The sequence below is a fragment of the Mycobacterium sp. 2-64 genome, assembly GCF_035918375.1.
Taxonomy (GTDB): domain Bacteria; phylum Actinomycetota; class Actinomycetes; order Mycobacteriales; family Mycobacteriaceae; genus Mycobacterium; species Mycobacterium intracellulare.
Window position 1 is genome coordinate 1,263,614 of record NZ_CP142361.1, and the last position, 20,097, is coordinate 1,283,710.

Here is a 20,097-nt window from a genome sequence, read left to right on the forward strand (position 1 = left end):
CTTCAGCCTTTGAGTAGGTTCGCGTCGTCGACGGACGCCGATTTGCGGGCACGGAAAATGGTCATGATGATGGCCAGGCCGATGACCACCTCGCAGGCGGCCACCACCATCGTGAAGAACGCGATCATCTGTCCGTCCAGGTGGCCGTGCATCCGCGCGAACGTGACGAACGCGAGGTTGACGGCGTTGAGCATGAGCTCGACGCACATGAACATCACGATGGCGTTGCGGCGCAGCAACACACCGGCGGCCCCGATGGTGAACAGCAGCGCCGAAAGGTACAGGTAATTAGCGGGATTCACGACGGACCGCCTTGTGACAGACCCGAGCTTGCCTCGGGGGACGGGGTCTTCTTGCCGTCGGCGCCGCGGCTTTGCAGCATCGGCGACACCGACAGCTTCGAGTACGAGCCGTCCGGCAGCAGCGCGGCCACGTCGACGGCGTTGTGGCGGGCGTACACGCCGGGGCCGGGCAGCGGGGTGGGGTGCCCGCCGGGCCGGAATCGTTCCTGGGAGAGCTCGCGTTGCGTCTTGCGGCGTTCGAAACGCTCGCGGTGCGCCAGCACCATGGCCCCGACGGCCGCGGTGATCAGCAACGCGCTGGTGAGTTCGAATGCCCACAGGTAGCGCGAAAAGATCAGCGCCGCCAGCCCTTCCACGTTGCCGGCGGCGTTCGCGGTGGTCAGCCCGGCGAAGCCGCCCGTGGCCACGTTGCCGATGGCGGCGATGAGCAGGATGCCGAACCCGACACCGGCGGCCACCGCGGCGACGCGCTGGCCCCGCAGCGTCTCCCGCAGCGATTCGGCGGAGTCCACGCCGATGAGCATGAGCACGAACAGGAACAGCATCATCACCGCGCCGGTGTAGACGACGACCTGAACGACGCCCAAGAACAACGCGTCCTGGATCATGTAGAACACCGCCAGGATGATCATCGTCATGGCCAAAAACATCGCCGAGTAGACGGCGTTGACCGCCAACACCACCCCGAGCGCACCGATCACCGCCAGCGCCCCCAGCACCCAGAACGTCACCGCTTCGCCGGTGGAGGTTCGAGCGATGGTGTCGTGGGCGAAACTGGATGCCATCACGGACGTGACGGCGTGGCCCGCGAAACCGGTCACCGGGAGTCTCCGGCGTGCTGGTTGTCCCGCAGCCCGTGTGCGGTCACGTTGCCCAGGTAGTAGTCCTTGTCGGTGGCGCCCTCGGCCCTGGGATGCGGCGGCGCGAGCATGTCTTGCAGCAGCGGGGCCAGCAGCCGGTCCTTCTCGTAGATGAGGTCGGCGCGATTGTCGTCGGCCATCTCGTAGTCGTTGGTCATCGTCAGCGCCCGGGTCGGGCAGGCTTCGATGCACAGGCCGCAGCCGATGCAGCGCAGATAGTTGATCTGATACACCCGGCCGTAGCGTTCCCCGGGGGAGTACCTGAGTTCCTCGGTGTTGTCGGCGCCCTCGACGTAGATCGCGTCGGCCGGGCACGCCCACGCGCACAGTTCGCAGCCGATGCACTTCTCCAGGCCGTCGGGGTAGCGGTTCAGCTGGTGACGCCCGTGATAGCGGGGCATGACCGGGCCCGGCTTTTCCGGATACTCCTCGGTGACGCGCTTTTTGAACATCGATCCCAGCGTCACGCCGAATCCGGCCACGGCGTCCAAGAATTTAGCCACGTGCTTCCTCCTTGCTCGCCGCCGCCAGCGACTTCATCTCTTTCGCCGGCAGCGGCGGTGTCGGGAATACCGGTGTGGAGATCGATGCGGCCGGCACCTTCTTCGCCTGACGCCGCAGCTGGCGCTCCAGCGCGCGAATCCCCGGCGCGCTGAACGGTTTTCGCAGCAACATCACCAGGACCGTGGCGAACACGATGCTGCTCACCACGAGTACCGGGGTCCAGTGCTGATACCCCTGGTTGCGCAGTGTGCGGACCACCGCCGCGATCAGCACCCAGACCAGCGAGGCCGGGATCAAAAGCTTCCAGCCCAGGCCCATGAACTGGTCGTAGCGCAGCCGGGGCAGCGAGGCCCGCAGCCAGAAGTAGATGAACAAGAAGGTCCACATCTTGGCGGTGAACCACAGCACCGGCCACCACCCGGTGTTGGCGCCGGCCCACATGTTCAGCGGCCACGGCGCATGCCAGCCGCCGAAGAACAAGGCGGTGGCGAGCGAGGACACCGTCATCATGTTGACGTACTCGGCCAGCATGAACATCGCGAACTTCAGCGACGAGTACTCGGTGTGGAATCCCGCGACCAGTTCACCCTCGGCCTCGGGCAAATCGAAGGGCGCCCGGTTGGTTTCGCCGACCATCGAGATCAGGTAGATCACGAACGACGGCAGCAGCAGGAACACGTACCAGACCCGGTCCTGCGCGGCGACGATCTGTGACGTCGACATGGAGCCGGCGTACAGAAACACCGCCGCGAACGACAGTCCCATCGCCACCTCGTAGGAGATGACCTGGGCGGTGGAGCGCACCCCGCCCAGCAGTGGATAGGTGGACCCGGATGCCCAGCCGCCCAACACGATTCCGTACACCCCGATGGCCGACAGCCCCAGAATGAACAGCACCGCGACGGGGAGGTCGGTCAGTTGCAGCGGCGTCCGGTGGCCGAACACCGACACCACCGGGCCGAACGGGATGAACGCGAAGGCGGTGAACGCCGGGATCGTGGAGATGACCGGCGCCGCGAAGTAGACGAACTTGTCGACACCACCGGGCGTGATCGTTTCCTTGAGCGCCAACTTGATTCCGTCGGCCAGGCTCTGCAGGACGCCCCAGGGTCCCGCCCGGTTCGGTCCGGGCCTGCGCTGCATCCAGCCGAGGATCTTGCGTTCGAGCAGGATCGCGACGAGCACGTTGAGCATGAGGAACACGAAGATGGCCAGGGCCTTGCCGAGCACCAGCCACCAGGTGTCGTGCCCGAAGACCGTCAAGCCGGTGGTCATGTGCGCCGCTCCTCCTCATCGCTTCGCTCTGCATCGTCGCCGGCGCGAGTCATTTGCCCACTCCGATTTTCACTGTGCTGCCGGGGGTTGCCCCGAGCTGGCGGTACACCGCCGACGCCGACGAGTTGAGTGGGAGCCACGCCACCCGGTCGGGCATGTCGGTGACGAGCAGCGGCAGGCTGATGGACCCGCGTGACGTGCTGACGGTCACCGCGTCGCCCTCGGCGGCGCCGATCTCGGCGGCCGTGTCGGCGGACAGCCGCACGACGGATTTGCGGGCCGTTCCCGCCAGATGTGGCTCACCGTCCTGCATTCGGGCGTTGTCCAGCAACATCCGCCAGCCGGCCAGCACCGCCTCGCCAGCGCCGACCTCGGGTGGCTGCGGCGCCGCGACGTCCGGGCTCGCGGGGCGCTTGCCGTCCCAGTGCCGCAGCGCGGCCAGTTCTTCGCGGGCCGCGTCGACGGTGGACATGCCCAGGTAGACGCCCATCTCGTCGGCCAGCGCGTCGAGCACCTGGTGGTCGGACTGGGTGGCGTCCTGGGTGTTGCGCAGCGCGGCGTCGAAGGGCCGGAAGCGGCCCTCCCAGTTGATGAACGCGCCGGCCTTCTGTGTCGTCGACGCGACCGGGAACACCACGTCGGCGCGCCGCGTGACGGCGCTGTCCCGCATCTCGAGGCTGACCACGAAGCCGGCGCCGTCCAGCGCCGCCAGCACCGCTTCGGGGTCGGCGAAGTCGTCGGGCTCGACGCCACCCACCAGCAGCGCGCCCAGCGTCCCGTCGGTGGCGGCGGCCAGGATGCCGTCGGCGTCACGCCCACGGCCGGAGGGCAATTCGGACACGTTCCAGGCCCGCGCCACCTGCGCCCGGGCGGTCTCGTCGTCCACCGGACGGCCGCCGGGCAGCAGCCCGGGCAGCGCACCGGCCTCCAGCGCGCCCCGCTCGCCGGCGCGCCGCGGCACCCAGGCCAGGCGGGCGCCGGTGGTATCGGCGAGCCGCGCCGCAGCGGACAATCCGCCCGGCACGGTGGCCAAGCGTTCGCCGACCATGATGACCGCGCCGGGGGTGGACAGCAGGTCACCCACCTCGCCGGTGGCCAACCCGTCCAGCGCCGCGGCTTCGGCGCCGGGCACGGTCTTGATCAGCCGGCCGGACATCTTGTCCAGCGCCCGGGTGGCGAACGGCGCCACCGCGTAGACGGGCAACCCGCGTTTGCGGGCCGCCTTGCGCAGCCGCAGGAACACGATCGGCGACTCGTCCTCGGGCTCGAACCCGGCCAGCACGACCACCGGCGCCGACTCCAGATCGGCGTAGCTGACGGTCATCGGCCTGCCGGCGATGCGGGCCGCCAGGAAGTCGGCCTCCTCGGCCGAACTCGGCCGGGCGCGGAAGTCGATGTCGTTGCCGTCCAGCACGATTCGCGCGAACTTGGAGTAGGCGTAGGCGTCCTCCAGGGTCGCGCGGCCGCCGACCAGCACCCCCGTGCGCCCGCGCGCCGCCTCGAGGCCCTGCGTCGCGACGGCGATCGCGTGTGACCACGAGGTCGGCTGCAGCGAGCCGTCGGCGTCGCGAACCAGGGGAGTGGTGATCACGTCGGGCTGGGTCGCGTAAGTGAACGCCCACCGGCCCTTGTCGCAGTTCCACTCCTCGTTGACTTCCGGGTCGTCGCCGGCCAGCCGGCGCAGCACCTTGCCGCGGCGGTGGTCGGTGCGCTGTGCGCATCCGGAGGCACAGTGTTCGCAGACGCTCGGGCTGGAGACGAGATCGAACGGACGGGCCCGGAAGCGGTAGGCGGTCCCGGTCAGCGCGCCCACCGGGCAGATCTGCACCGTGTTGCCCGAGAAGTAGGAGTCGAACGGCTCGTTGGCGTAGATGCCGACCTGCTGCAGGGCGCCCCGCTCCTGCATGTCGATGAACGGGTCGCCGGCGATCTGTTCGGAGAACCGCGTGCAGCGCGCGCACAGGATGCAGCGCTCGCGGTCGAGCAGAACCTGCGAGGAGATGTTGATCGGCTTGGCGAAGGTGCGCTTCTCGTCGGTGAAGCGAGAATCGGCCCGCCCGTTGGACATTGCCTGGTTCTGCAGCGGGCATTCGCCGCCCTTGTCGCACATGGGGCAGTCGAGCGGATGGTTGATCAGCAGCAGCTCCATCACGCCGTGCTGCGCCTTGTCGGCGGCCTCGGAGGTGAGCTGGGTGCGCACGACCATGTCGTCGGTGGCCACGGTGGTGCACGAGGCCATCGGCTTGCGCTGGCCCTCGACCTCGACCAGGCACTGGCGGCACGCGCCGACCGGCTCCAGCAGCGGGTGGTCGCAGAACCGCGGGATCTGGATGCCCATCAGTTCGGCGGCCCGGATCACCAGAGTTCCCTTGGGAACGCTGATTTCGATGCCGTCGATGGTCAGCGTCACCATCTCCGGCGGACGCACCTCGTCGCCGGTCTCGGTTTTGGCAAGGCTCGTCATCAGCTCGTCATGCCTTTCCGTTCGGTATCAGCATGGAGTCTCGTGGGTCGAACGGGCATCCGCCGCCCTCGACATGGGCGACGTACTCGTCGCGGAAGTACTGGATCGACGACATGACGGGGCTGGCGGCGCCATCGCCCAAGGCGCAGAACGCTTTACCCAAGATGGAGTCGGAGATGTCCAGCAGTTTGTCGAGGTCCTCGTGGGTGCCGGTGCCGGCCTCCAGCCGCTCGTAGATCTTGTCCAGCCAGAAGGTGCCCTCGCGGCACGGCGTGCATTTGCCGCACGATTCGTGCTTGTAGAAGTACGTCCAGCGCTGCACCGCACGCACCACGCAGGTGGTTTCGTCGAAGATCTCCAGCGCCTTGGTGCCCAGCATCGAGCCGGCGCCGCCCACGCCCTCGTAGTCCAGCGGGACGTCGAGATGCTCGTCGGTCAGCAGCGGGGTCGACGAGCCGCCGGGCGTCCAGAACTTCAGCCGGTGGCCGGCCCGCACCCCGCCGGCGTAGGCGAGCAACTCCCGCAACGTGATTCCCAGCGGGGCCTCGTACTGTCCGGGGCGGGTGACGTGCCCGGACAGCGAATACAGCGTGAAGCCCGGGGATTTTTCGCTTCCCATCGAGCGGAACCAGTCCACGCCGTTGCCGATGATCGACGGCACGCTCGCGATGGTCTCGACGTTGTTGATCACCGTGGGGCAGCCGTACAGGCCGGCCACCGCGGGGAACGGCGGGCGCAGCCGCGGCTGGCCGCGTCGGCCTTCCAGCGAATCCAGCAGCGCGGTCTCCTCGCCGCAGATGTACGCGCCGGCGCCCGCGTGCACGACCAGCTCCAGATCGAATCCCGAGCCGTTGATGTCGCGGCCCAGGTACCCGGCGGCGTACGCCTCGGCCACCGCGTTCTGCAGGCGGCGCAGCACCGGCAGCACCTCGCCGCGCACATAGATGAACGCGTGGTTGGCCCGGATCGCGTAGGCGGCGATGATGACGCCCTCGACGAGGACGTGCGGTGTCGCCAGCATCAGCGGAATGTCTTTGCAGGTACCGGGTTCCGACTCGTCGGCGTTGACCACTAGGTAGTGCGGTTTGGCGGCCGCGCCGGTGTCGCCCTGCGGGATGAACGACCACTTGGTCCCGGTCGAGAAGCCCGCGCCGCCGCGCCCGCGCAGCCCGGAATCCTTCACCACCCCGATCACCGCGTCCGGCTCCATCGCCAGCGCCTTCTTCATCGCCTCGTAGCCACCGTGCCGGCGGTAGGTCTCAAGCGTCCAGGACTCGGGGTCGTCCCAGAAGCGGCTGAGCACCGGAGTGAGCGGCGTGGCGCCGGATGTCTCGGAAGTGGTTGTCATGGCTGGCCTTCCGGCGCGCCGGGCGCCTGCATGCCGTGTTCCTTGGCTACCTTCAGGCCGGCTAGGGTCGCCGCACCGGCGCCTCCCTGCCCCTGGTCGGGCCGCTCGTCGGGCAGGCCGGCCAGGATGCGCGACGTCTCCCGGAAGGCGCACAGCGGCGCGCCGCGGGTCGGGGCCTTGGGCTCACCGGAACGCAGCGAGTCGACGAGTTCGCGTGCCGATTCGCAAGTCTGGTTGTCGAAGAACTCCCAGTTGACCATCACCACGGGCGCGTAGTCGCAGGCGGCGTTGCATTCGATGTGTTGCAGGGTGACCGATCCGTCGGCGGTCGTGTCGTCGTTGCCGATGCCCAAATGTTCTTTCAGGGCATCGAAAATGGCGTCGCCGCCCATGACGGCGCACAGCGTGTTGGTGCAGACGCCTACCAGGTAGTCGCCGGTGGGGCCGCGGCGATACATCGTGTAAAAGCTCGCCACGGCGGACACCTCGGCTCCGCTGAGTCCCAGCTGCTCACCGCAGAACTCCAGGCCCGCCGGCGTCAGGTAGGAATCCTGCGCCTGCACCAGGTGCAGCAACGGCAGCAGCGCCGAGCGCTTCTCGGGGTAGCGGCCCATGATCTCCTTGGCGTCGACCTCCAGCCGGGCCCGCACCTCGGGCGGATACGACGTGGGCGCGCCCTCGACGACGAACGCGTTGGGCTCGTCCGGCGGCGGGCCGAGCCGCAGGAAGACCGGCTGTCCCTGCGGGCCGGTCACCGGTCCACCCCGCCCATGACCGGGTCGATGCTGGCGACCGAGGTGATCAGGTCGGCGACCAACCCGCCCTCGCACATCGCGGCGACCGACTGCAGGTTGGTGAAGGAGGGGTCTCGGTAATGCACTCGGTAGGGCCGGGTGCCGCCGTCGCTGACCATGTGCACGCCGAGCTCCCCGCGCGGCGACTCGACCGCGGTGTACACCTGGCCGGGCGGAACCCTGATGCCCTCGGTGACCAATTTGAAGTGGTGGATCAAGGCCTCCATCGAACCGCCCATGATCTTGGCGATGTGCTCCGGCGAGTTGCCCATGCCGTCCGGCCCCACCTTCAGGTCGGCCGGCCAGGCGATCTTGCGATCTTCGACCATGGTCGGGCCGGGCTTCAACTTGTCCAGGCACTGCTCGACGATCTTGATCGACTCCCACATCTCGTTGACACGAATCATGTAGCGCCCGTAAGCATCACACGTGTCTTCGGTGATTACGTCGAATTCGTAGTTTTCATATCCGCAGTACGGTTCGCTCTTGCGCAGATCGTGCGGCAGCCCGGTGGCACGCAGGATCGGCCCGGTGATGCCCAGCGCCATGCACCCGGTCAGGTCCAGGTAGCCGACGTCCTGGGTGCGGGCCTTCCAGATGGCGTTCTCGTTGAGCAGGCCGCTCATCTCGCGCAGCACTTCGCGCAGCGGTTCGAGGGCCTCGGCGATCTCGGTCTGCGCGTTCGGTGGCAGGTCCTGGGCCACGCCGCCGGGCCGGATGTAGTTGCTGTTCATCCGCAAGCCGGTGATCGATTCGAACAGGGTCAGCACGATCTCGCGGCCCCGGAAACCGACGAACATCGGGGTCATGGCGCCCAGTTCCATGCCGCCGGTGGCCAAGGCCACCAGGTGCGACGAAATCCGGTTGAGCTCCATCATCAACACCCGGATGACGTCGACGCGCTCGGGTATCTGGTCGGTGATGCCGAGTAGCTTCTCCACGCCCAGGCAGTAGGCGGTCTCGTTGAAAAACGGTGCGAGGTAATCCATCCGGGTCACGAAGGTGACGCCCTGGGTCCAGTAGCGGTATTCGAGGTTCTTTTCGATGCCGGTGTGCAGGTACCCGATCCCGCAGCGGGCGTCGGTGACCGTCTCGCCCTCGATTTCCAGGATCAGCCGCAGCACCCCGTGCGTGGACGGGTGCTGGGGCCCCATGTTGACCACGATGCGTTCGCCGGGATCGGCGTTGCGGGCGGCTTCGACGACCTTGTCCCAGTCCTGGCCGCCGGCGACCACGAGGGTCTCGCCGGCGCCGTCGTGCGTCGATTCGGTGGTGGTGCTCATCAGTTGTACGCTCTCCGCTCGTCGGGCGGGGGGATCTGTGCGCCTTTGTATTCGACGGGAATTCCGCCGAGGGGGTAGTCCTTGCGCTGCGGATGTCCGTGCCAGTCGTCGGGCATTTCGATGCGGGTCAGCGACGGGTGACCGTCGAAGATGATGCCGAAGAAGTCGTAGGTCTCACGCTCGTGCCAGTCGGTGGTCGGATAGATGCCGAACAGCGACGGGATGTGCGGATCATCGTCGGGCGCAGACACTTCCAGGCGGACGCGGCGGTTGTGCGTGATCGATTGCAGCGGATAAACCGCGTGCAGTTCGCGGCCGGCCTCGTGCGGGTAGTGCACCCCGCTGACGCCCAGGCACATTTCGAAGCGCAGTTGCGGTTCGTCGCGAAGGCGCTGGGCGACCTGCGGCAGCGCCTCCCGGCGCACATGCAAGGTGAGCTCGTTGCGGTACACCACCACTTTTTCGATCGCGTCCGTGAATTCGACGCCGCCCTTTTTCAGGGCCTCGGCCAGTCCGTCGACGAGCTCGTCGAAGTAGCCGCCGTAGGGCCGCGGGCTGCTGCCCGGAAGCAGGACTTCGCGCACCAGCCGGCCGTAGCCGGACGTGTCACCCGAGCCTTGGACGCCGAACATGCCGCGGCGCACGTCGATGACTTCTTCGTCGGCGCGGCCGATCGCCTCGTGTGGATCCTGATTCGGCGAACTCATCGCAGCAGTCCGCGCATCTCGATGGTGGGCCGGGCCGACAGCGCCGCCTGCTCGGCCTCGGCGATGGCGTCTTCCCGGTTGACGCCCAGCGGCATCTCCTGAATCTTCTCGTGCAGCTTCAGGATTGCGTACAGCAGCATCTCCGGCCGCGGCGGGCATCCGGGCAGGTAGATGTCCACCGGGACCACGTGATCCACGCCCTGGACGATCGCGTAGTTGTTGAACATTCCGCCCGACGACGCGCACACGCCCATGGCGAGCACCCATTTCGGCTCGGCCATCTGGTCGTAGATCTGCCGCAATACCGGTGCCATCTTCTGGCTGACCCGGCCGGCGACGATCATCAGATCGGCCTGCCGGGGGGTGGCCGAGAAGCGTTCCATGCCGAACCGAGCGATGTCGAATCTTGGCCCGGCGGTTGCCATCATCTCGATGGCGCAGCAGGCCAACCCGAATGTCGCCGGCCACAGCGAGTTCTTGCGGACATAGCCCGCCACCTTCTCGACCGTGGACAGCAGAATCCCGCCGGGCAGCTGTTCCTCAAGACCCACGTCTTACCTCAATCCCACGTCAGGCCGCCGCGGCGCCACACGTACGCGTAGGCCACGAAGACCGTGAGCATGAACACGACCATTTCGACCAGAGCAAACGTGCCCAACGCGTCATAGCTGACCGCCCACGGATACAGGAACACGATTTCGATGTCGAAGACGATGAACAGCATCGCGGTCAGGTAGTACTTCACCGGAAACCGCTGTCCTGCCGTCGCATGCGGCCCGCTCACCGAGGTCTCGGTGGGCTCGATCCCACACTCGTAGGCCGCCATCTTCGACTTGTTGAACCGTGACGGACCCGCCAGGCTCGCGATCACCACCGAGCCCACGGCAAAGGCCGCGGCGATCGCACCGAGCACCAGGATGGGTATGTAGACGTTCAATTCGCTCCATGATCCGTCGTACGAGCCGCCTGCAGCGGCCAGGCGGTAACCGGGCTGCTGTGACGAACTGGGTCTGAAGCCCGTCACAGTGATCTTCAACATAGCGTCGCGGCGCGCGGTGCGCTTGCCCGGGGTGGGCGTTTTGCACTATTGGGGGGCCGCACGCGTGCTGTGCTGCGCGAACTCGGACCGGCGCCGGTGGTCAGAACCGCCGCAGGCGGTCAGCGGAAGGCAAAAGCCGCGGCATGGCCGCGGCGAGGAGAAGGTCAGCGAACCGGGGTTCGCAGCAAATTGAGGACCGTGCGGCCCAGCAGGATGGGGTCGATGGGATGTGGCACCGCACCCTCGGCGCGCGACCAGGATGCCAGCCACGCGTCGTCGGGACGCCCGGTGAGCACCACCAGCGGTGGGCAGGTCTCGAGTTCGTCTTTGAGCTGTTTCGCGATTCCCATGCCGCCCGTCGGGGTGGCCTCGCCGTCCAGGATGGCCAAGTCGATGCCGCCCTCGTCCATCGTCCGCACCACCATCGGACCGGTCGCCACCTCGACATAGCTCAACTCGGGCAAATCCGGGTGCAGCTGCTTGCCGAGCGCGCGCATCACCCGTTCGCGGGTTTGGGCGTTGCTGCTGTAGACGAGGATCCGCAGGGCGACGCTGGATTGGGGGAGGCTGTCGGACACGGTGCAGATGCTACTGGGGTCGCTGCGGGCTTATCGCCGGTGCCCGCAGAAATCTCATCGCGATTCGCGCACGAAGATCGCTTCCGCCGCCGCGGTCACCGTCGGGCCGATCATGCCGAGCCGGTTCCAACCCAGGTCGAACCGGGCACGATCGAGCGTGGTCTCGCCGGCGACGCGGACCGAGCCGTCGTCGAGTTCGGAGATCGTGACGGGCAGCGGCAGCTCCGCGGTGATGCCCTTGATGGTGAAGTTGGCCCGAACGTCGGCGGCCTTGCCCGTCGTGGGGCGCAGCGCGGTGACGACGACGCCGATCTCGGGAAAGCGGTCCACGTCGAAGAAGTCCGCCGAGCGCAGGTGTTTGTCGCGGCGGCCGATCCCGGTGTCCAGCGAGGCGGCCCGGATGTCGACGCGCCCGAAAACCGCTCCCTTGCCGGTCAGTTGGCCGTCGCCGGTGAAGTCGGTGAAGCGGCCCTTGACGTTGACGAGCCCCCACATGTTGCGGACCTTGAACGTGATGGCCGAGCGATCCGGGACCAGGTTCCACCCGCCGGCGAGGTCGGGATCGTGAAGCAGTGTCTCCAAAGTCGTCATCGTCACCCCCATGTCTGGTGGCGAATCTAGTCTCAATCCAGCAACGGCGCGATCCCGGCGGGGTCGAAATATTCGTCGATGCGCTCGATCCGGCCGTCGGTGCCCACCCGGATCACGATGCACACGCGCAGCGAGATCGATTGCCCCGCATGCCCGGTCGCGTGCAGGACGTGCTGCTGGACGAAGCCCTGAGCGGACCCGTCGTCGAAGAGCTGCCGGTCGAGAATTTCGTAGCGGCGCTGCGTGGTCGCGCCGATGAACCACTCGATGACCCGCATCGCGCGGGCCTTGTCGTCCGTTTTGAGGGGGTCGCGGCGCGAGCCGACGCGCCATACCGCGATGTCGTCGCTCCACATCGCGCCGACCGCCGCGACATCGCCTCGCTCGATCGCCGTGAACAGGCGGTCGGCGGCCCCGATGACCGTTTCTGCGCGGGACGCGGGCATGGCGGTGGCTCCTATTCGCTGTCGTATCCGGGGTGGGCGACGGCGAGCCGGCGCCGTACCAGGGTGCGCAGACAGGCCGTGACGTCGGCCGCCCGGTCGTCCATCTCGCCGGACCGGATCGCGGCGGCCAGCTGGTCCTCGTCGGCGACACCCAGGCCGGCCAGCGCCGCACGGGATTCGGCCCCGCTGTCGTCGAGCAGTTCGCGCTCGACGATGCGCAGGGCGTTGGCCGCCACCCTGGCGTGAAAGTTGACCTGGCCGTCGGTCGCGGCCCGGACGTCGGTCTCCAGGAATTCGGCCACCGCGGCCACGAGTTCGGCCGCCCGCGGGCGGCCGTACGCACCGCTCACGGGGCCGCCCGGCCCCGATTGCCCGCCTCCTCCTCGCGCCGCCGCGCGGCGCCCATCGTCGGCGGGCGCGAGCAGGTTGAGCAGGTCCCACTCGGTCTCGCAGACGCGGCGCCCGATGGTGGCCAGCTCGACCGAGCGGTGCTGACCGCTCAGATGCCGTTCCGCCTGGAATCGGCAGATGACACCCCAGCGCAGCGTGGCCAGCACCAGCCACCAGTGAAACGCCACCCGGTCGACGGTAGTCGCGCCGGCCTGCTCGTAGGCCCGCAGGAAGCTCTCGATGCTGCCGAGGCCGCCGGCGCCCAGGCTGGCCGGGGCGCCGAATCGCCAGGCCCTAATGCAGAACCACGCCAGGTCTTCGTACGCCTGGCCGACGTGCACCAGTTCCCAATCCAGCACGGCGGCAAGGTCGGATCCGTCGACGATGAGGTTGCCCATCCGGAAGTCGCCGTGCACCAGCACCGCCGGCGTCGGGTCGGGCCGGTTTGCGGCCAGCCAGCGAAACCCCCATTCGAAGGTGGCGGTGGTGTCGCCCATGTCGTCAAGGCGCCGGCGCCATTCGTCGAGCTGGTCCTCGTGGGCCAGGCCCGGGCCGTGTGGGTCGGCGCGGTGAATGGCGGCCGCCGCCTGCGCGCACTGCTGCAGCAATCGGGCGCGGCCGGCGTGCCCGTCACCGGAGTCGAGCCGGCGTTGGATGCGCCGCACGATGGTCTCGCCCTTGATCTCATCGCAGATCAGAAACGGATTACCCAGTGCCGCAGGCGAATCGTCGGCGATCAGGACGTGGGGGACCGGAGCTCCGGCGGCCGCGGCGGCGGCCTGGGACCGGGCCTCGAGTTCCATGCCGGCATGCACGTCGTCGGGCGGACCGGTGCGCAGGATCAGCGAGCGGCGTTGCGCGCCGGTCACGGCCTCGAACGCCCAGGTGGTTCTGCTGGCGCCGCCGGTTAGCGCGCGCAGGTTCTCGACCGCCGTGTCGGTGCCGATGGCCGACGTGAGCACGGCGGCGAGTTTGGCGGTCAGCTCGGCCGACTCGTCATCGTGCATCATTTTCGGCCGAAGTTGAACAGCCGCTGCGCCACCCGGCGAATCTGGATCTCTTCGGCGCCCTCGGTGATCCGGTAACGACGGTGGTGTCGGTAGATGTGCTCGAACGGCTCGTGCCGGCTGTACCCGAGGCCGCCGAAGATCTGCATGGCGCGATCGGCGGCGTCGCAGACCAGGCGATTGGCGCGGTAATTCGCCATCGACACCTTGTCGGAGACCTCCATGTGGTGGTCGCGGTCCAGATGCCAGGCGGCGTATTGGACCAGCAGGCGCACCATCTGTGCTTCGGTCTGCAACTCGGCCAGCGGCCACTGCACCGCCTGGTTGACCGACAGCGGCTTGCCGAACACAGTTCGGCCGCCGGCGTATTCGGCGGCGCGGTCGATGCAGTATTGCGCGGCGCCCAGGCTGCTGGCCGCCTGCCGAATCCTGTTCTCGTGCAGGAAGGTTTGCGCCACCTCCAGGCCGCGATCCACCTCGCCGAGCACCGCGTCCGCGGGCACCCGAACGTCGGTCAGCTCGACCTCGCCGTGGTCGGTGGGCATGTTGAACGTCCACCAGTAGTACGGAACGTCGAACCCCGGCGTATCGGTCGGCACCAGAAACGCGGTGATTCCGCGTGCGCCGCCGGGCTCCCCGGAGGTGCGGGCGAAGACCAGGTCGTGGGTGGCGCGGTGCACGCCGGTGTTGAACCGCTTGGAGCCGTTGATCACCCAGGTGTCGCCGTCACGTTCGGCGTGTGTTTCCAGCCAGGTGGCATCCGAGCCGTGCTTGGGCTCGGTCAGTCCGAACGCCATCGAACGTTCCCCGGTGATCAGCGCTTCCGACCACACCCGGCGTTGCTCGTCGGTGCCGAAGCGCTCCATCATGATCACCTGCGGGAAGTTCCCGACGATCGACGACTCGTTCTGCAGGTCGTTGTGCAGGCCAAGTCCCTTGCGCGCCAGGTGTTCCCGGATGACGGCCATGTCGACGTTGCTGCCGTCGCGGCCGCCGAGCGAGGCCGGCAGGCCGTAGCGCAGCCAGCCCGCCTTGTCGGCGCGCCTGCGCATCTCGGCGAGCAGGTCCTCCCACTCGCGGGTGGGAATGCCGTCGTTGTCCCAATCGGTGCGCGCGTGCTCGCGGCGCTGGTCGAAATACTGGATGTTCTCGCGTTCCAGCGGTTTGATCTCGGTCTCGATGAACTCGTCCATCTCGGCGAGCACACCCGGAAGGTGCTCGGGCAGCGTGAAATCCATGGTTTTCTCCTTATGCGCCGTACAGGGTTCTCTTCCAGATCGTCGACAGCGTGGCGATGGCGTCCTTGTCGCTGATCTTGATGCCCAGGTTGGAGGGACCGACGAACACGGTGGTGAAGTTCTCGAACAGCAGCGCGATGGCCGCCGCGGTGTGTTCGGGGTTCAATTCGGCGCCGTAGCCCTGCTCCTGGGCGCGGCGCACCGAGGCCGCCACGAGATCGATGCCCAATCGCCGGAATTCGTTCTGCACGGCGGCGAACCGGCGCTGGGTGGCGGCCAGCTGGGCCACCGCGATCATGATCCCGATGTTCTGCTTGAACATGTTCCAGTAGCCGGTGACCACCGAGGTGAAAAAGGCGTCGTCGTCGGGGGCGTCGGGCAGGTGAACGCTGGCCCCCGACGGGGTCACCACCTCGTGCAGGAACGATTTCGCCAGCGCCGCCAGCAGGTCTTCCTTGTCGGTGAAGTAGCGGTAGAACACCGCCGGCGATTTCCCGGCGGCCGACGTGATGTCGGCCACCGTGGTGCCGTGAAAGCCCCGTTCGGCGAACAGTTTACGGGCGGCCTGCTCGATGGCCTGCCTGGTTTGGCGGCCTTTGGCGGTCAGCTCGCGGGTTGCCTCCGGGGCGGACATCAATTCTGTATCCGGTCGCCGGCGCGCAGCAGGGAGCTCGGTAAATCGTGGCCCACCAACGACTTCGCCACGGCGGCCGCGGCGATGGCGGCTTGCAGGTCGACGTCGACGTCGACACCGCTGTCGCGCAGCAGATACACCAGGTCCTCGGTGGCGATGTTGCCCGTGGCGCCGGGGGCGAACGGGCAGCCGCCCAGCCCGCCGACCGAGGCGTCCAGCCGGGTCACCCCGGCGGTGACCGCGGCGTAGGCGCTGGCCAGTCCGGAGCCGCGGGTGTTGTGGAAGTGGCCGCCCAGCGGCATGTCCCCGATGACCGGACGCAGTTGCGCGATCAGCGAACTCACGCGGCCCGGGGTGGTGGTGCCGATGGTGTCGGCGATCGACAGCCGGTCGGCGCCGCGCTCGCGTGCGGCCGCGGCGATGTCGAGCACCCGCTGCGGCGGGGTGGGGCCTTCGAACGGCGAATCCCACGCCGTGGCGATGACGACCTCGACGGTAACAGGGACGCCGGTGGGGCCGTCGTGCGCGATCGCGACGATCTCGTCGATTTGGTTGGTCGCCTCCGCGCTAGTGCGCCCGACGTTGGCCTTGCTGAAGGTGTCGTCGGCGGCCACCACGTACTCGATGGAGCGTAGCCCCGCGGCGACGGCCCGCCTGGCCCCGTTGGGGCTGGCGACCAGGGCGGAGAATTCGATGTCGGGGTAGTCGTGCAGGTGGGCGGCGAGCTCGGCGGCGTCGGCCATCGACGGCACCTTCGTCGGGGAGACGAACGCGGTGGCCTCCACCTCGCGGACGCCGGTGGCCGCCACCGCGGCCAGCAGTTCGAGCTTGGCCGACAACGGGATTGGCGCCTCGATCTGCAGGCCATCGCGCAGGGCCACTTCTCGAATCTGGACATGCTGGGTGGTCATAGCACCTCCTGGGCCCGCAGCTCCTCGAGTTCCGCGGCGGTCTTGCCCAGCAACCCGACGTAGACGTCGTCGTTGTGTTCGCCCGGACGCGCCGGGCCGGCGTTGCGCAGCCGGCCCGGAGATTCCGAGAGCACCGGAACGATGCCGGGTCCGAGCACATTGCGCTGCAACCGCTCGTCGTAGTGCTCGACCAGCATGTCGCGGGCCCGCAGCTGCGGGTCGTTGACGACCTCGGCGACCGTGTTGATGGGACCCGCGATCACCCCTGCGGCGGAAAGGGTTTCGATGATCTCGCCCGGCTGGCGTTCGGCCGCCCAGCAGCCGATGATGTTGTCGAGCTCGTCCTGGTTGCGGCCGCGCGCGACGTGCGTGGCGAACCGGTCGTCGGTGGCCAGCTCCGGGCGCCCCATGGCCTTGCACAGCCGGGCGAAGACGGTGTCCTGGTTGGCGGCGATCACCACCCACGAGCCGTCGGCGCTGCGGTAGATGTTGGACGGGGCGATGCCCTCGAGCCGGGTGCCCGACGGTCCGCGCACCACGCCGCCGACGTCGTAGTCGGGGATCGTGGATTCCTGAACGGCCAAACAGGATTCGGTGAGCGCGACGTCGACCACCTGGCCGCGCCCGGTCACGCTGCGGCGGTACAGCGCGGCCAGCGCTCCCTGGGCGCCGAACATGCCCGCGAGGCTGTCGCCGAGCGAGAGCGCCAGCCGGGGCGGTGGGCCGCCCGGGAAACCGTTGAGGTGTCGCAGTCCGCTCGCCGCCTCGGCGACCGACGCGTAACCGGCCTTGGACGCGTCGGGTCCGGTCTGTCCGTAACCGGAGACGCGCACCAGGATGATGCCGGGGTTGCGCTCGGACAGCACGTCGTAGCCCAGGTTCCACTTCTCCAGGGTGCCCGGGCGGAAGTTCTCCACCACGATGTCGGATTTCTCGACGAGCTCGCAGAACAGTTCGCGGCCCTGGGCGTGGCGCAGGTCGAGGGTGATGGCTCGTTTGTTGCGCGCGTGCACCGTCCAGAAGACGTGCTGCCCGTCGACTTCGGCCTGGCCCCAGGTGCGCAACGGGTCCGGGGCCTTGGGAAGTTCCACCTTGATGACGTCGGCGCCCATGTCGCCCAGCAGCCGCCCGGCGAACGGGCCGGCGATCAGGGTGCCCAGTTCGAGCACCCGGACGCCGTCCAGCGGACCTGTGGGAATCACTCGGCGCTCGCGAAGTCGTGCCGGACGAGCCAGTCCGTGACGATGGTGACCGCCGTGCGCAGCGCGTCACGCTGGTCGGGTCCCGCGTAATAGTGTGTGGCGCCGGGGATTTCGTGTATCTCCTTGTCCGGGTGCCCGATCGCTTCGAAAAGCCGGCGGGTGTGGCTGGGTGTGCACGCGTCGTCGGCCAGGTTACCGATCACCAGCGCCGGGATCGCGATATCGGGCCCGCAGGACACCGCGTCGCCGCGGGCGTCGTCGTAACTCCACTGCGAGAGCCAGCCGCGCAACGTGGAGAACCGGGCCAACCCGACGGGGCTCATGTTCACCACTTGAGGATCCCCCAGGTAGCACGTCCCCGGGGCGCGTTCGTTGGGATCGACGGTCGGGTCCAGCCATCGCGGGTCGGCCATGGTGCCGTGCACGACGAACCCGAACTCGTCGTCCGGCCGGCCGGCGGCCCTCAGCTCGGCCAACTTGTCTTTGACCCACGCGGTGATGCGGCGGTTGCGGTCGATCTGCGCCTGCCGGTACCGGGCCAGGAATTCTTGGCTGTAAGGCGGCTGGTTGGGGTTGTCGGGGTTGTACAGGTCAAGCTCGGGATCGCGCTTGGTCGGGTCGGATTCGTCGAGGATCGATGCGTCCAGCCACTCGGTCAGCGTGCCGTGACGGCTGATGTGCGCGGCCAGCAGCATGATGCCGTCGGCGGCGGGCAGGTCGAGTTTGGTCAGGTCCGGGCCGTCACCGGTCGGGCTGGAGGTGATCGTCGGATTCTGCGCCTGCTGCTGGTAGAACACCGACAGCGAACCGCCGCCACTCCATCCGGCCAGCACCACCTTGGAGTACCCCAGCCGTTTCTTGGCGTCCTTGATGCACTCGCCGAGGTCCTCGACCACCTTCTCCATCAGCAGCGCCGAGTCGGTGCCGCGGAAGCGGCTGTTGCAGTAGATGACGTGATGACCGGCGCGGGCCAGGGCATTGATCATCGGCAGGTAGGCGCCACCGCCGATCGGGTGCATGAACACCAGCACGGTGTCCGACGGATTGTCCCTGGGCTTGAGCAGGTAGCTTTCCAGCACGGTGATCTCGGCCAGGCCGCCGTAGACGTCCCGGACACCGGAATTGTTCTGGAAGGCAACGAGATAGGGGATGCGATCGTACTCGTGCTTCTTGGGTTTCACGGCGTGCGTCATTAGCGCCGCTCCTCCTCATCGCGGGTCATCAATGTTGTCCTAGGTCGTGGGCGAGTATTTCCGCCGACGGGGTCAGCCGGCGGCGGGTGTCGATGGCGATCACCTGCCAGTCGACGCGGGAGTATTCGTCGAACTTGCGGCGCGCCCGTTCGCGCGCCTTTTCGGGTGCGCCGTGGTGAACCCCTTGCGGCGCATGCGAAATCAAACCGGGCGGCATCGGGATGCCGTAGAGCGAGCCGCCGTGGAAGAAGGCGATCTCGTCGTAGTCGACGTTGCGGTGATACCACGGTGTGCGCTCGGTGCCCGGGACGCCCTCGGCGGGCTTGGGCAGGAAGTTCATCACGTAGACGCCGGTGGCCTGCATGAACAGGTGCACGGTCGGCGGCAGGTGGACGCTGTCGGAGGTGACCACGTTGTAGTCTGCGATGTTGAACGTGAACGCGAAGTTATCGCCGCGCCAGCCCTCGACGTCGAGCGGATTGTGTTGGTAGAACAGCGTTGTCGGTCCGCCCTCGTGGATCAGCCGGACCTCGTACTCGCCGCCGGACGCGTCGTCGTCGGCGGGGACCGGCTCGGGGATGACGACCTGCGACGGGTCGAAGGGGAAGTGGCGGCCGAGCGCGCCGGGGGGCGGTATCCGAAACTCGTCGCGGGCCTCGATCATCAGCATCGTCGTCGCGGTATCGGGCAGCTGGCGCCAGGTGCACGCCTTCGGGATGTACAGCCAATCGCCCTCCCGATAGCGCAGCGGCCCGAACTCCGTCTCGGCCAGACCGGTGCCTTGGTGGACGAAGCACAGCAGGTCGCCGTCGACGTGACGAGCGAAGAACGGCATCGGCTCATGGCGACGGCTCAACAGAATTCGGCAGTCGTCGTTGCTGAACATCAGCAGCGGCCCGCCACCCGCGTCGGTGGCGTCGCCGGGCTTGAGCTCGCTGGACAGCACGTCGAGGGGGCGCAGCGGGCCGACCGACCGGTAGGCGGTGGGATCGTTGCGCCGGTAGAGGTTGGCGGTGCGACCGGTGAACCCGCCGCGGCCCAGCTCGTCGTCCTTGAGCCCGTCAAGATCCGCATGAAGCCGGCGTGGCGTCTTCCCTTTCCGCAGGTGCACAAAGGATTCCATGGACGGCTCCTCCGATCGGCCAAGCTCGGCGGTCACAAAACTGAAAGTGACATTACTTTTTGTTTTGGTCGGACACAAGGGCCGCAAGAGCGCCAGGCCGTCGTCGTCTCGCGTCAGTCACAGTCGCCACAGGCGTCTCCGGCAGGCCGGACCCGCTCGGTGCCCACCTCCCAGCGACAACTCCGATGGCAACGCGCCCGCTCGCTGG

21 protein-coding genes are annotated in these 20,097 nt (G+C 68.0%); all 21 read right to left on the reverse strand.

The window, feature by feature from the left end; genetic code table 11:
- Window positions 1-2: 2 nt before the first annotated feature.
- Window positions 3-302, reverse strand: a complete 300-nt coding sequence (gene nuoK, locus QGN31_RS06030; protein WP_008259456.1) for an NADH-quinone oxidoreductase subunit NuoK — start codon at window positions 300-302, stop codon at window positions 3-5.
- Entirely contained in the window at window positions 299-1,087 is a 789-nt protein-coding gene (locus QGN31_RS06035) for an NADH-quinone oxidoreductase subunit J (protein WP_014712169.1), read from the reverse strand. The genes nuoK and QGN31_RS06035 overlap by 4 nt, the downstream gene beginning before the upstream one ends.
- A gap of 32 nt (window positions 1,088-1,119) precedes the next feature.
- Window positions 1,120-1,614, reverse strand: coding sequence for an NADH-quinone oxidoreductase subunit NuoI (gene nuoI / locus QGN31_RS06040; protein ID WP_230487587.1), 495 nt, complete (start codon window positions 1,612-1,614; stop codon window positions 1,120-1,122).
- A gap of 43 nt (window positions 1,615-1,657) precedes the next feature.
- Window positions 1,658-2,929 (reverse strand): NADH-quinone oxidoreductase subunit NuoH, encoded by a 1,272-nt coding sequence (nuoH, locus tag QGN31_RS06045; protein WP_014712168.1) that lies wholly within the window; start codon window positions 2,927-2,929, stop codon window positions 1,658-1,660.
- Between the two features lie 61 nt (window positions 2,930-2,990).
- Complete coding sequence (locus QGN31_RS06050) at window positions 2,991-5,405, reverse strand: NADH-quinone oxidoreductase subunit G (protein WP_014383097.1); 2,415 nt, start codon at window positions 5,403-5,405, stop codon at window positions 2,991-2,993.
- A gap of 7 nt (window positions 5,406-5,412) precedes the next feature.
- Entirely contained in the window at window positions 5,413-6,753 is a 1,341-nt protein-coding gene (gene nuoF / locus QGN31_RS06055; protein ID WP_009955121.1) for an NADH-quinone oxidoreductase subunit NuoF, read from the reverse strand.
- Window positions 6,750-7,508 (reverse strand): NADH-quinone oxidoreductase subunit NuoE, encoded by a 759-nt coding sequence (gene nuoE, locus QGN31_RS06060; protein WP_014942746.1) that lies wholly within the window; start codon window positions 7,506-7,508, stop codon window positions 6,750-6,752. Before nuoE ends, nuoF begins: the two co-directional genes overlap by 4 nt.
- Window positions 7,505-8,830, reverse strand: a complete 1,326-nt coding sequence (nuoD, locus tag QGN31_RS06065) for an NADH dehydrogenase (quinone) subunit D (protein ID WP_008259439.1) — start codon at window positions 8,828-8,830, stop codon at window positions 7,505-7,507. Before nuoD ends, nuoE begins: the two co-directional genes overlap by 4 nt.
- Window positions 8,830-9,537: an NADH-quinone oxidoreductase subunit C gene (locus QGN31_RS06070; RefSeq protein ID WP_009955118.1), complete on the reverse strand. Its 708-nt coding sequence runs from the start codon at window positions 9,535-9,537 to the stop codon at window positions 8,830-8,832. Before QGN31_RS06070 ends, nuoD begins: the two co-directional genes overlap by 1 nt.
- Window positions 9,534-10,088: a NuoB/complex I 20 kDa subunit family protein gene (locus QGN31_RS06075; protein WP_008259437.1), complete on the reverse strand. Its 555-nt coding sequence runs from the start codon at window positions 10,086-10,088 to the stop codon at window positions 9,534-9,536. The genes QGN31_RS06070 and QGN31_RS06075 overlap by 4 nt, the downstream gene beginning before the upstream one ends.
- Window positions 10,089-10,096: 8 nt before the next feature.
- Window positions 10,097-10,474, reverse strand: a complete 378-nt coding sequence (locus QGN31_RS06080; protein ID WP_008259436.1) for an NADH-quinone oxidoreductase subunit A — start codon at window positions 10,472-10,474, stop codon at window positions 10,097-10,099.
- 266 nt (window positions 10,475-10,740) lie between these two features.
- On the reverse strand, window positions 10,741-11,154 hold the full coding sequence (locus tag QGN31_RS06085) for an Rv3143 family two-component system response regulator (RefSeq protein ID WP_008259435.1): 414 nt from the start codon (window positions 11,152-11,154) through the stop codon (window positions 10,741-10,743).
- A gap of 54 nt (window positions 11,155-11,208) precedes the next feature.
- Window positions 11,209-11,745 (reverse strand): YceI family protein, encoded by a 537-nt coding sequence (locus tag QGN31_RS06090; RefSeq protein ID WP_193375514.1) that lies wholly within the window; start codon window positions 11,743-11,745, stop codon window positions 11,209-11,211.
- Window positions 11,746-11,777: 32 nt separating this feature from the next.
- Window positions 11,778-12,191, reverse strand: coding sequence for a nuclear transport factor 2 family protein (locus QGN31_RS06095; protein WP_014942744.1), 414 nt, complete (start codon window positions 12,189-12,191; stop codon window positions 11,778-11,780).
- Window positions 12,192-12,202: 11 nt separating this feature from the next.
- Window positions 12,203-13,591, reverse strand: a complete 1,389-nt coding sequence (locus tag QGN31_RS06100) for a phosphotransferase family protein (protein ID WP_014380850.1) — start codon at window positions 13,589-13,591, stop codon at window positions 12,203-12,205.
- A complete protein-coding gene (locus tag QGN31_RS06105; RefSeq protein ID WP_009955110.1) occupies window positions 13,588-14,826 on the reverse strand; it encodes an acyl-CoA dehydrogenase family protein in 1,239 nt (412 codons plus the stop codon). The genes QGN31_RS06100 and QGN31_RS06105 overlap by 4 nt, the downstream gene beginning before the upstream one ends.
- Window positions 14,827-14,836: 10 nt before the next feature.
- Complete coding sequence (locus QGN31_RS06110) at window positions 14,837-15,460, reverse strand: TetR/AcrR family transcriptional regulator (RefSeq protein ID WP_009955109.1); 624 nt, start codon at window positions 15,458-15,460, stop codon at window positions 14,837-14,839.
- Entirely contained in the window at window positions 15,460-16,371 is a 912-nt protein-coding gene (locus QGN31_RS06115; protein ID WP_014383092.1) for a hydroxymethylglutaryl-CoA lyase, read from the reverse strand. The genes QGN31_RS06110 and QGN31_RS06115 overlap by 1 nt, the downstream gene beginning before the upstream one ends.
- On the reverse strand, window positions 16,368-17,573 hold the full coding sequence (locus QGN31_RS06120; protein ID WP_014385570.1) for a CaiB/BaiF CoA transferase family protein: 1,206 nt from the start codon (window positions 17,571-17,573) through the stop codon (window positions 16,368-16,370). Before QGN31_RS06120 ends, QGN31_RS06115 begins: the two co-directional genes overlap by 4 nt.
- On the reverse strand, window positions 17,570-18,766 hold the full coding sequence (locus tag QGN31_RS06125; RefSeq protein ID WP_009955106.1) for an alpha/beta hydrolase family protein: 1,197 nt from the start codon (window positions 18,764-18,766) through the stop codon (window positions 17,570-17,572). The genes QGN31_RS06120 and QGN31_RS06125 overlap by 4 nt, the downstream gene beginning before the upstream one ends.
- Before the next feature lie 28 nt (window positions 18,767-18,794).
- Complete coding sequence (locus tag QGN31_RS06130) at window positions 18,795-19,889, reverse strand: homogentisate 1,2-dioxygenase (RefSeq protein ID WP_009955104.1); 1,095 nt, start codon at window positions 19,887-19,889, stop codon at window positions 18,795-18,797.
- Between the last annotated feature and the right edge of the window lie 208 nt (window positions 19,890-20,097).

Coding starts and splice junctions, on each gene's coding strand:
- QGN31_RS06035 (WP_014712169.1), bottom strand. CDS start 1,087: ATGGCATCCAGTTTCGCCCACGACACCATCGCTCGAACCTCCACCGGC.
- nuoI (WP_230487587.1), bottom strand. CDS start 1,614: ATGTTCAAAAAGCGCGTCACCGAGGAGTATCCGGAAAAGCCGGGCCCG.
- QGN31_RS06050 (WP_014383097.1), bottom strand. CDS start 5,405: ATGACGAGCCTTGCCAAAACCGAGACCGGCGACGAGGTGCGTCCGCCG.
- nuoF (WP_009955121.1), bottom strand. CDS start 6,753: ATGACAACCACTTCCGAGACATCCGGCGCCACGCCGCTCACTCCGGTG.
- nuoD (WP_008259439.1), bottom strand. CDS start 8,830: ATGAGCACCACCACCGAATCGACGCACGACGGCGCCGGCGAGACCCTC.
- QGN31_RS06070 (WP_009955118.1), bottom strand. CDS start 9,537: ATGAGTTCGCCGAATCAGGATCCACACGAGGCGATCGGCCGCGCCGAC.
- QGN31_RS06090 (WP_193375514.1), bottom strand. CDS start 11,745: ATGACGACTTTGGAGACACTGCTTCACGATCCCGACCTCGCCGGCGGG.
- QGN31_RS06095 (WP_014942744.1), bottom strand. CDS start 12,191: ATGCCCGCGTCCCGCGCAGAAACGGTCATCGGGGCCGCCGACCGCCTG.
- QGN31_RS06100 (WP_014380850.1), bottom strand. CDS start 13,591: ATGATGCACGATGACGAGTCGGCCGAGCTGACCGCCAAACTCGCCGCC.
- QGN31_RS06105 (WP_009955110.1), bottom strand. CDS start 14,826: ATGGATTTCACGCTGCCCGAGCACCTTCCGGGTGTGCTCGCCGAGATG.
- QGN31_RS06110 (WP_009955109.1), bottom strand. CDS start 15,460: ATGTCCGCCCCGGAGGCAACCCGCGAGCTGACCGCCAAAGGCCGCCAA.
- QGN31_RS06115 (WP_014383092.1), bottom strand. CDS start 16,371: ATGACCACCCAGCATGTCCAGATTCGAGAAGTGGCCCTGCGCGATGGC.
- QGN31_RS06125 (WP_009955106.1), bottom strand. CDS start 18,766: ATGACGCACGCCGTGAAACCCAAGAAGCACGAGTACGATCGCATCCCC.
- QGN31_RS06130 (WP_009955104.1), bottom strand. CDS start 19,889: ATGGAATCCTTTGTGCACCTGCGGAAAGGGAAGACGCCACGCCGGCTT.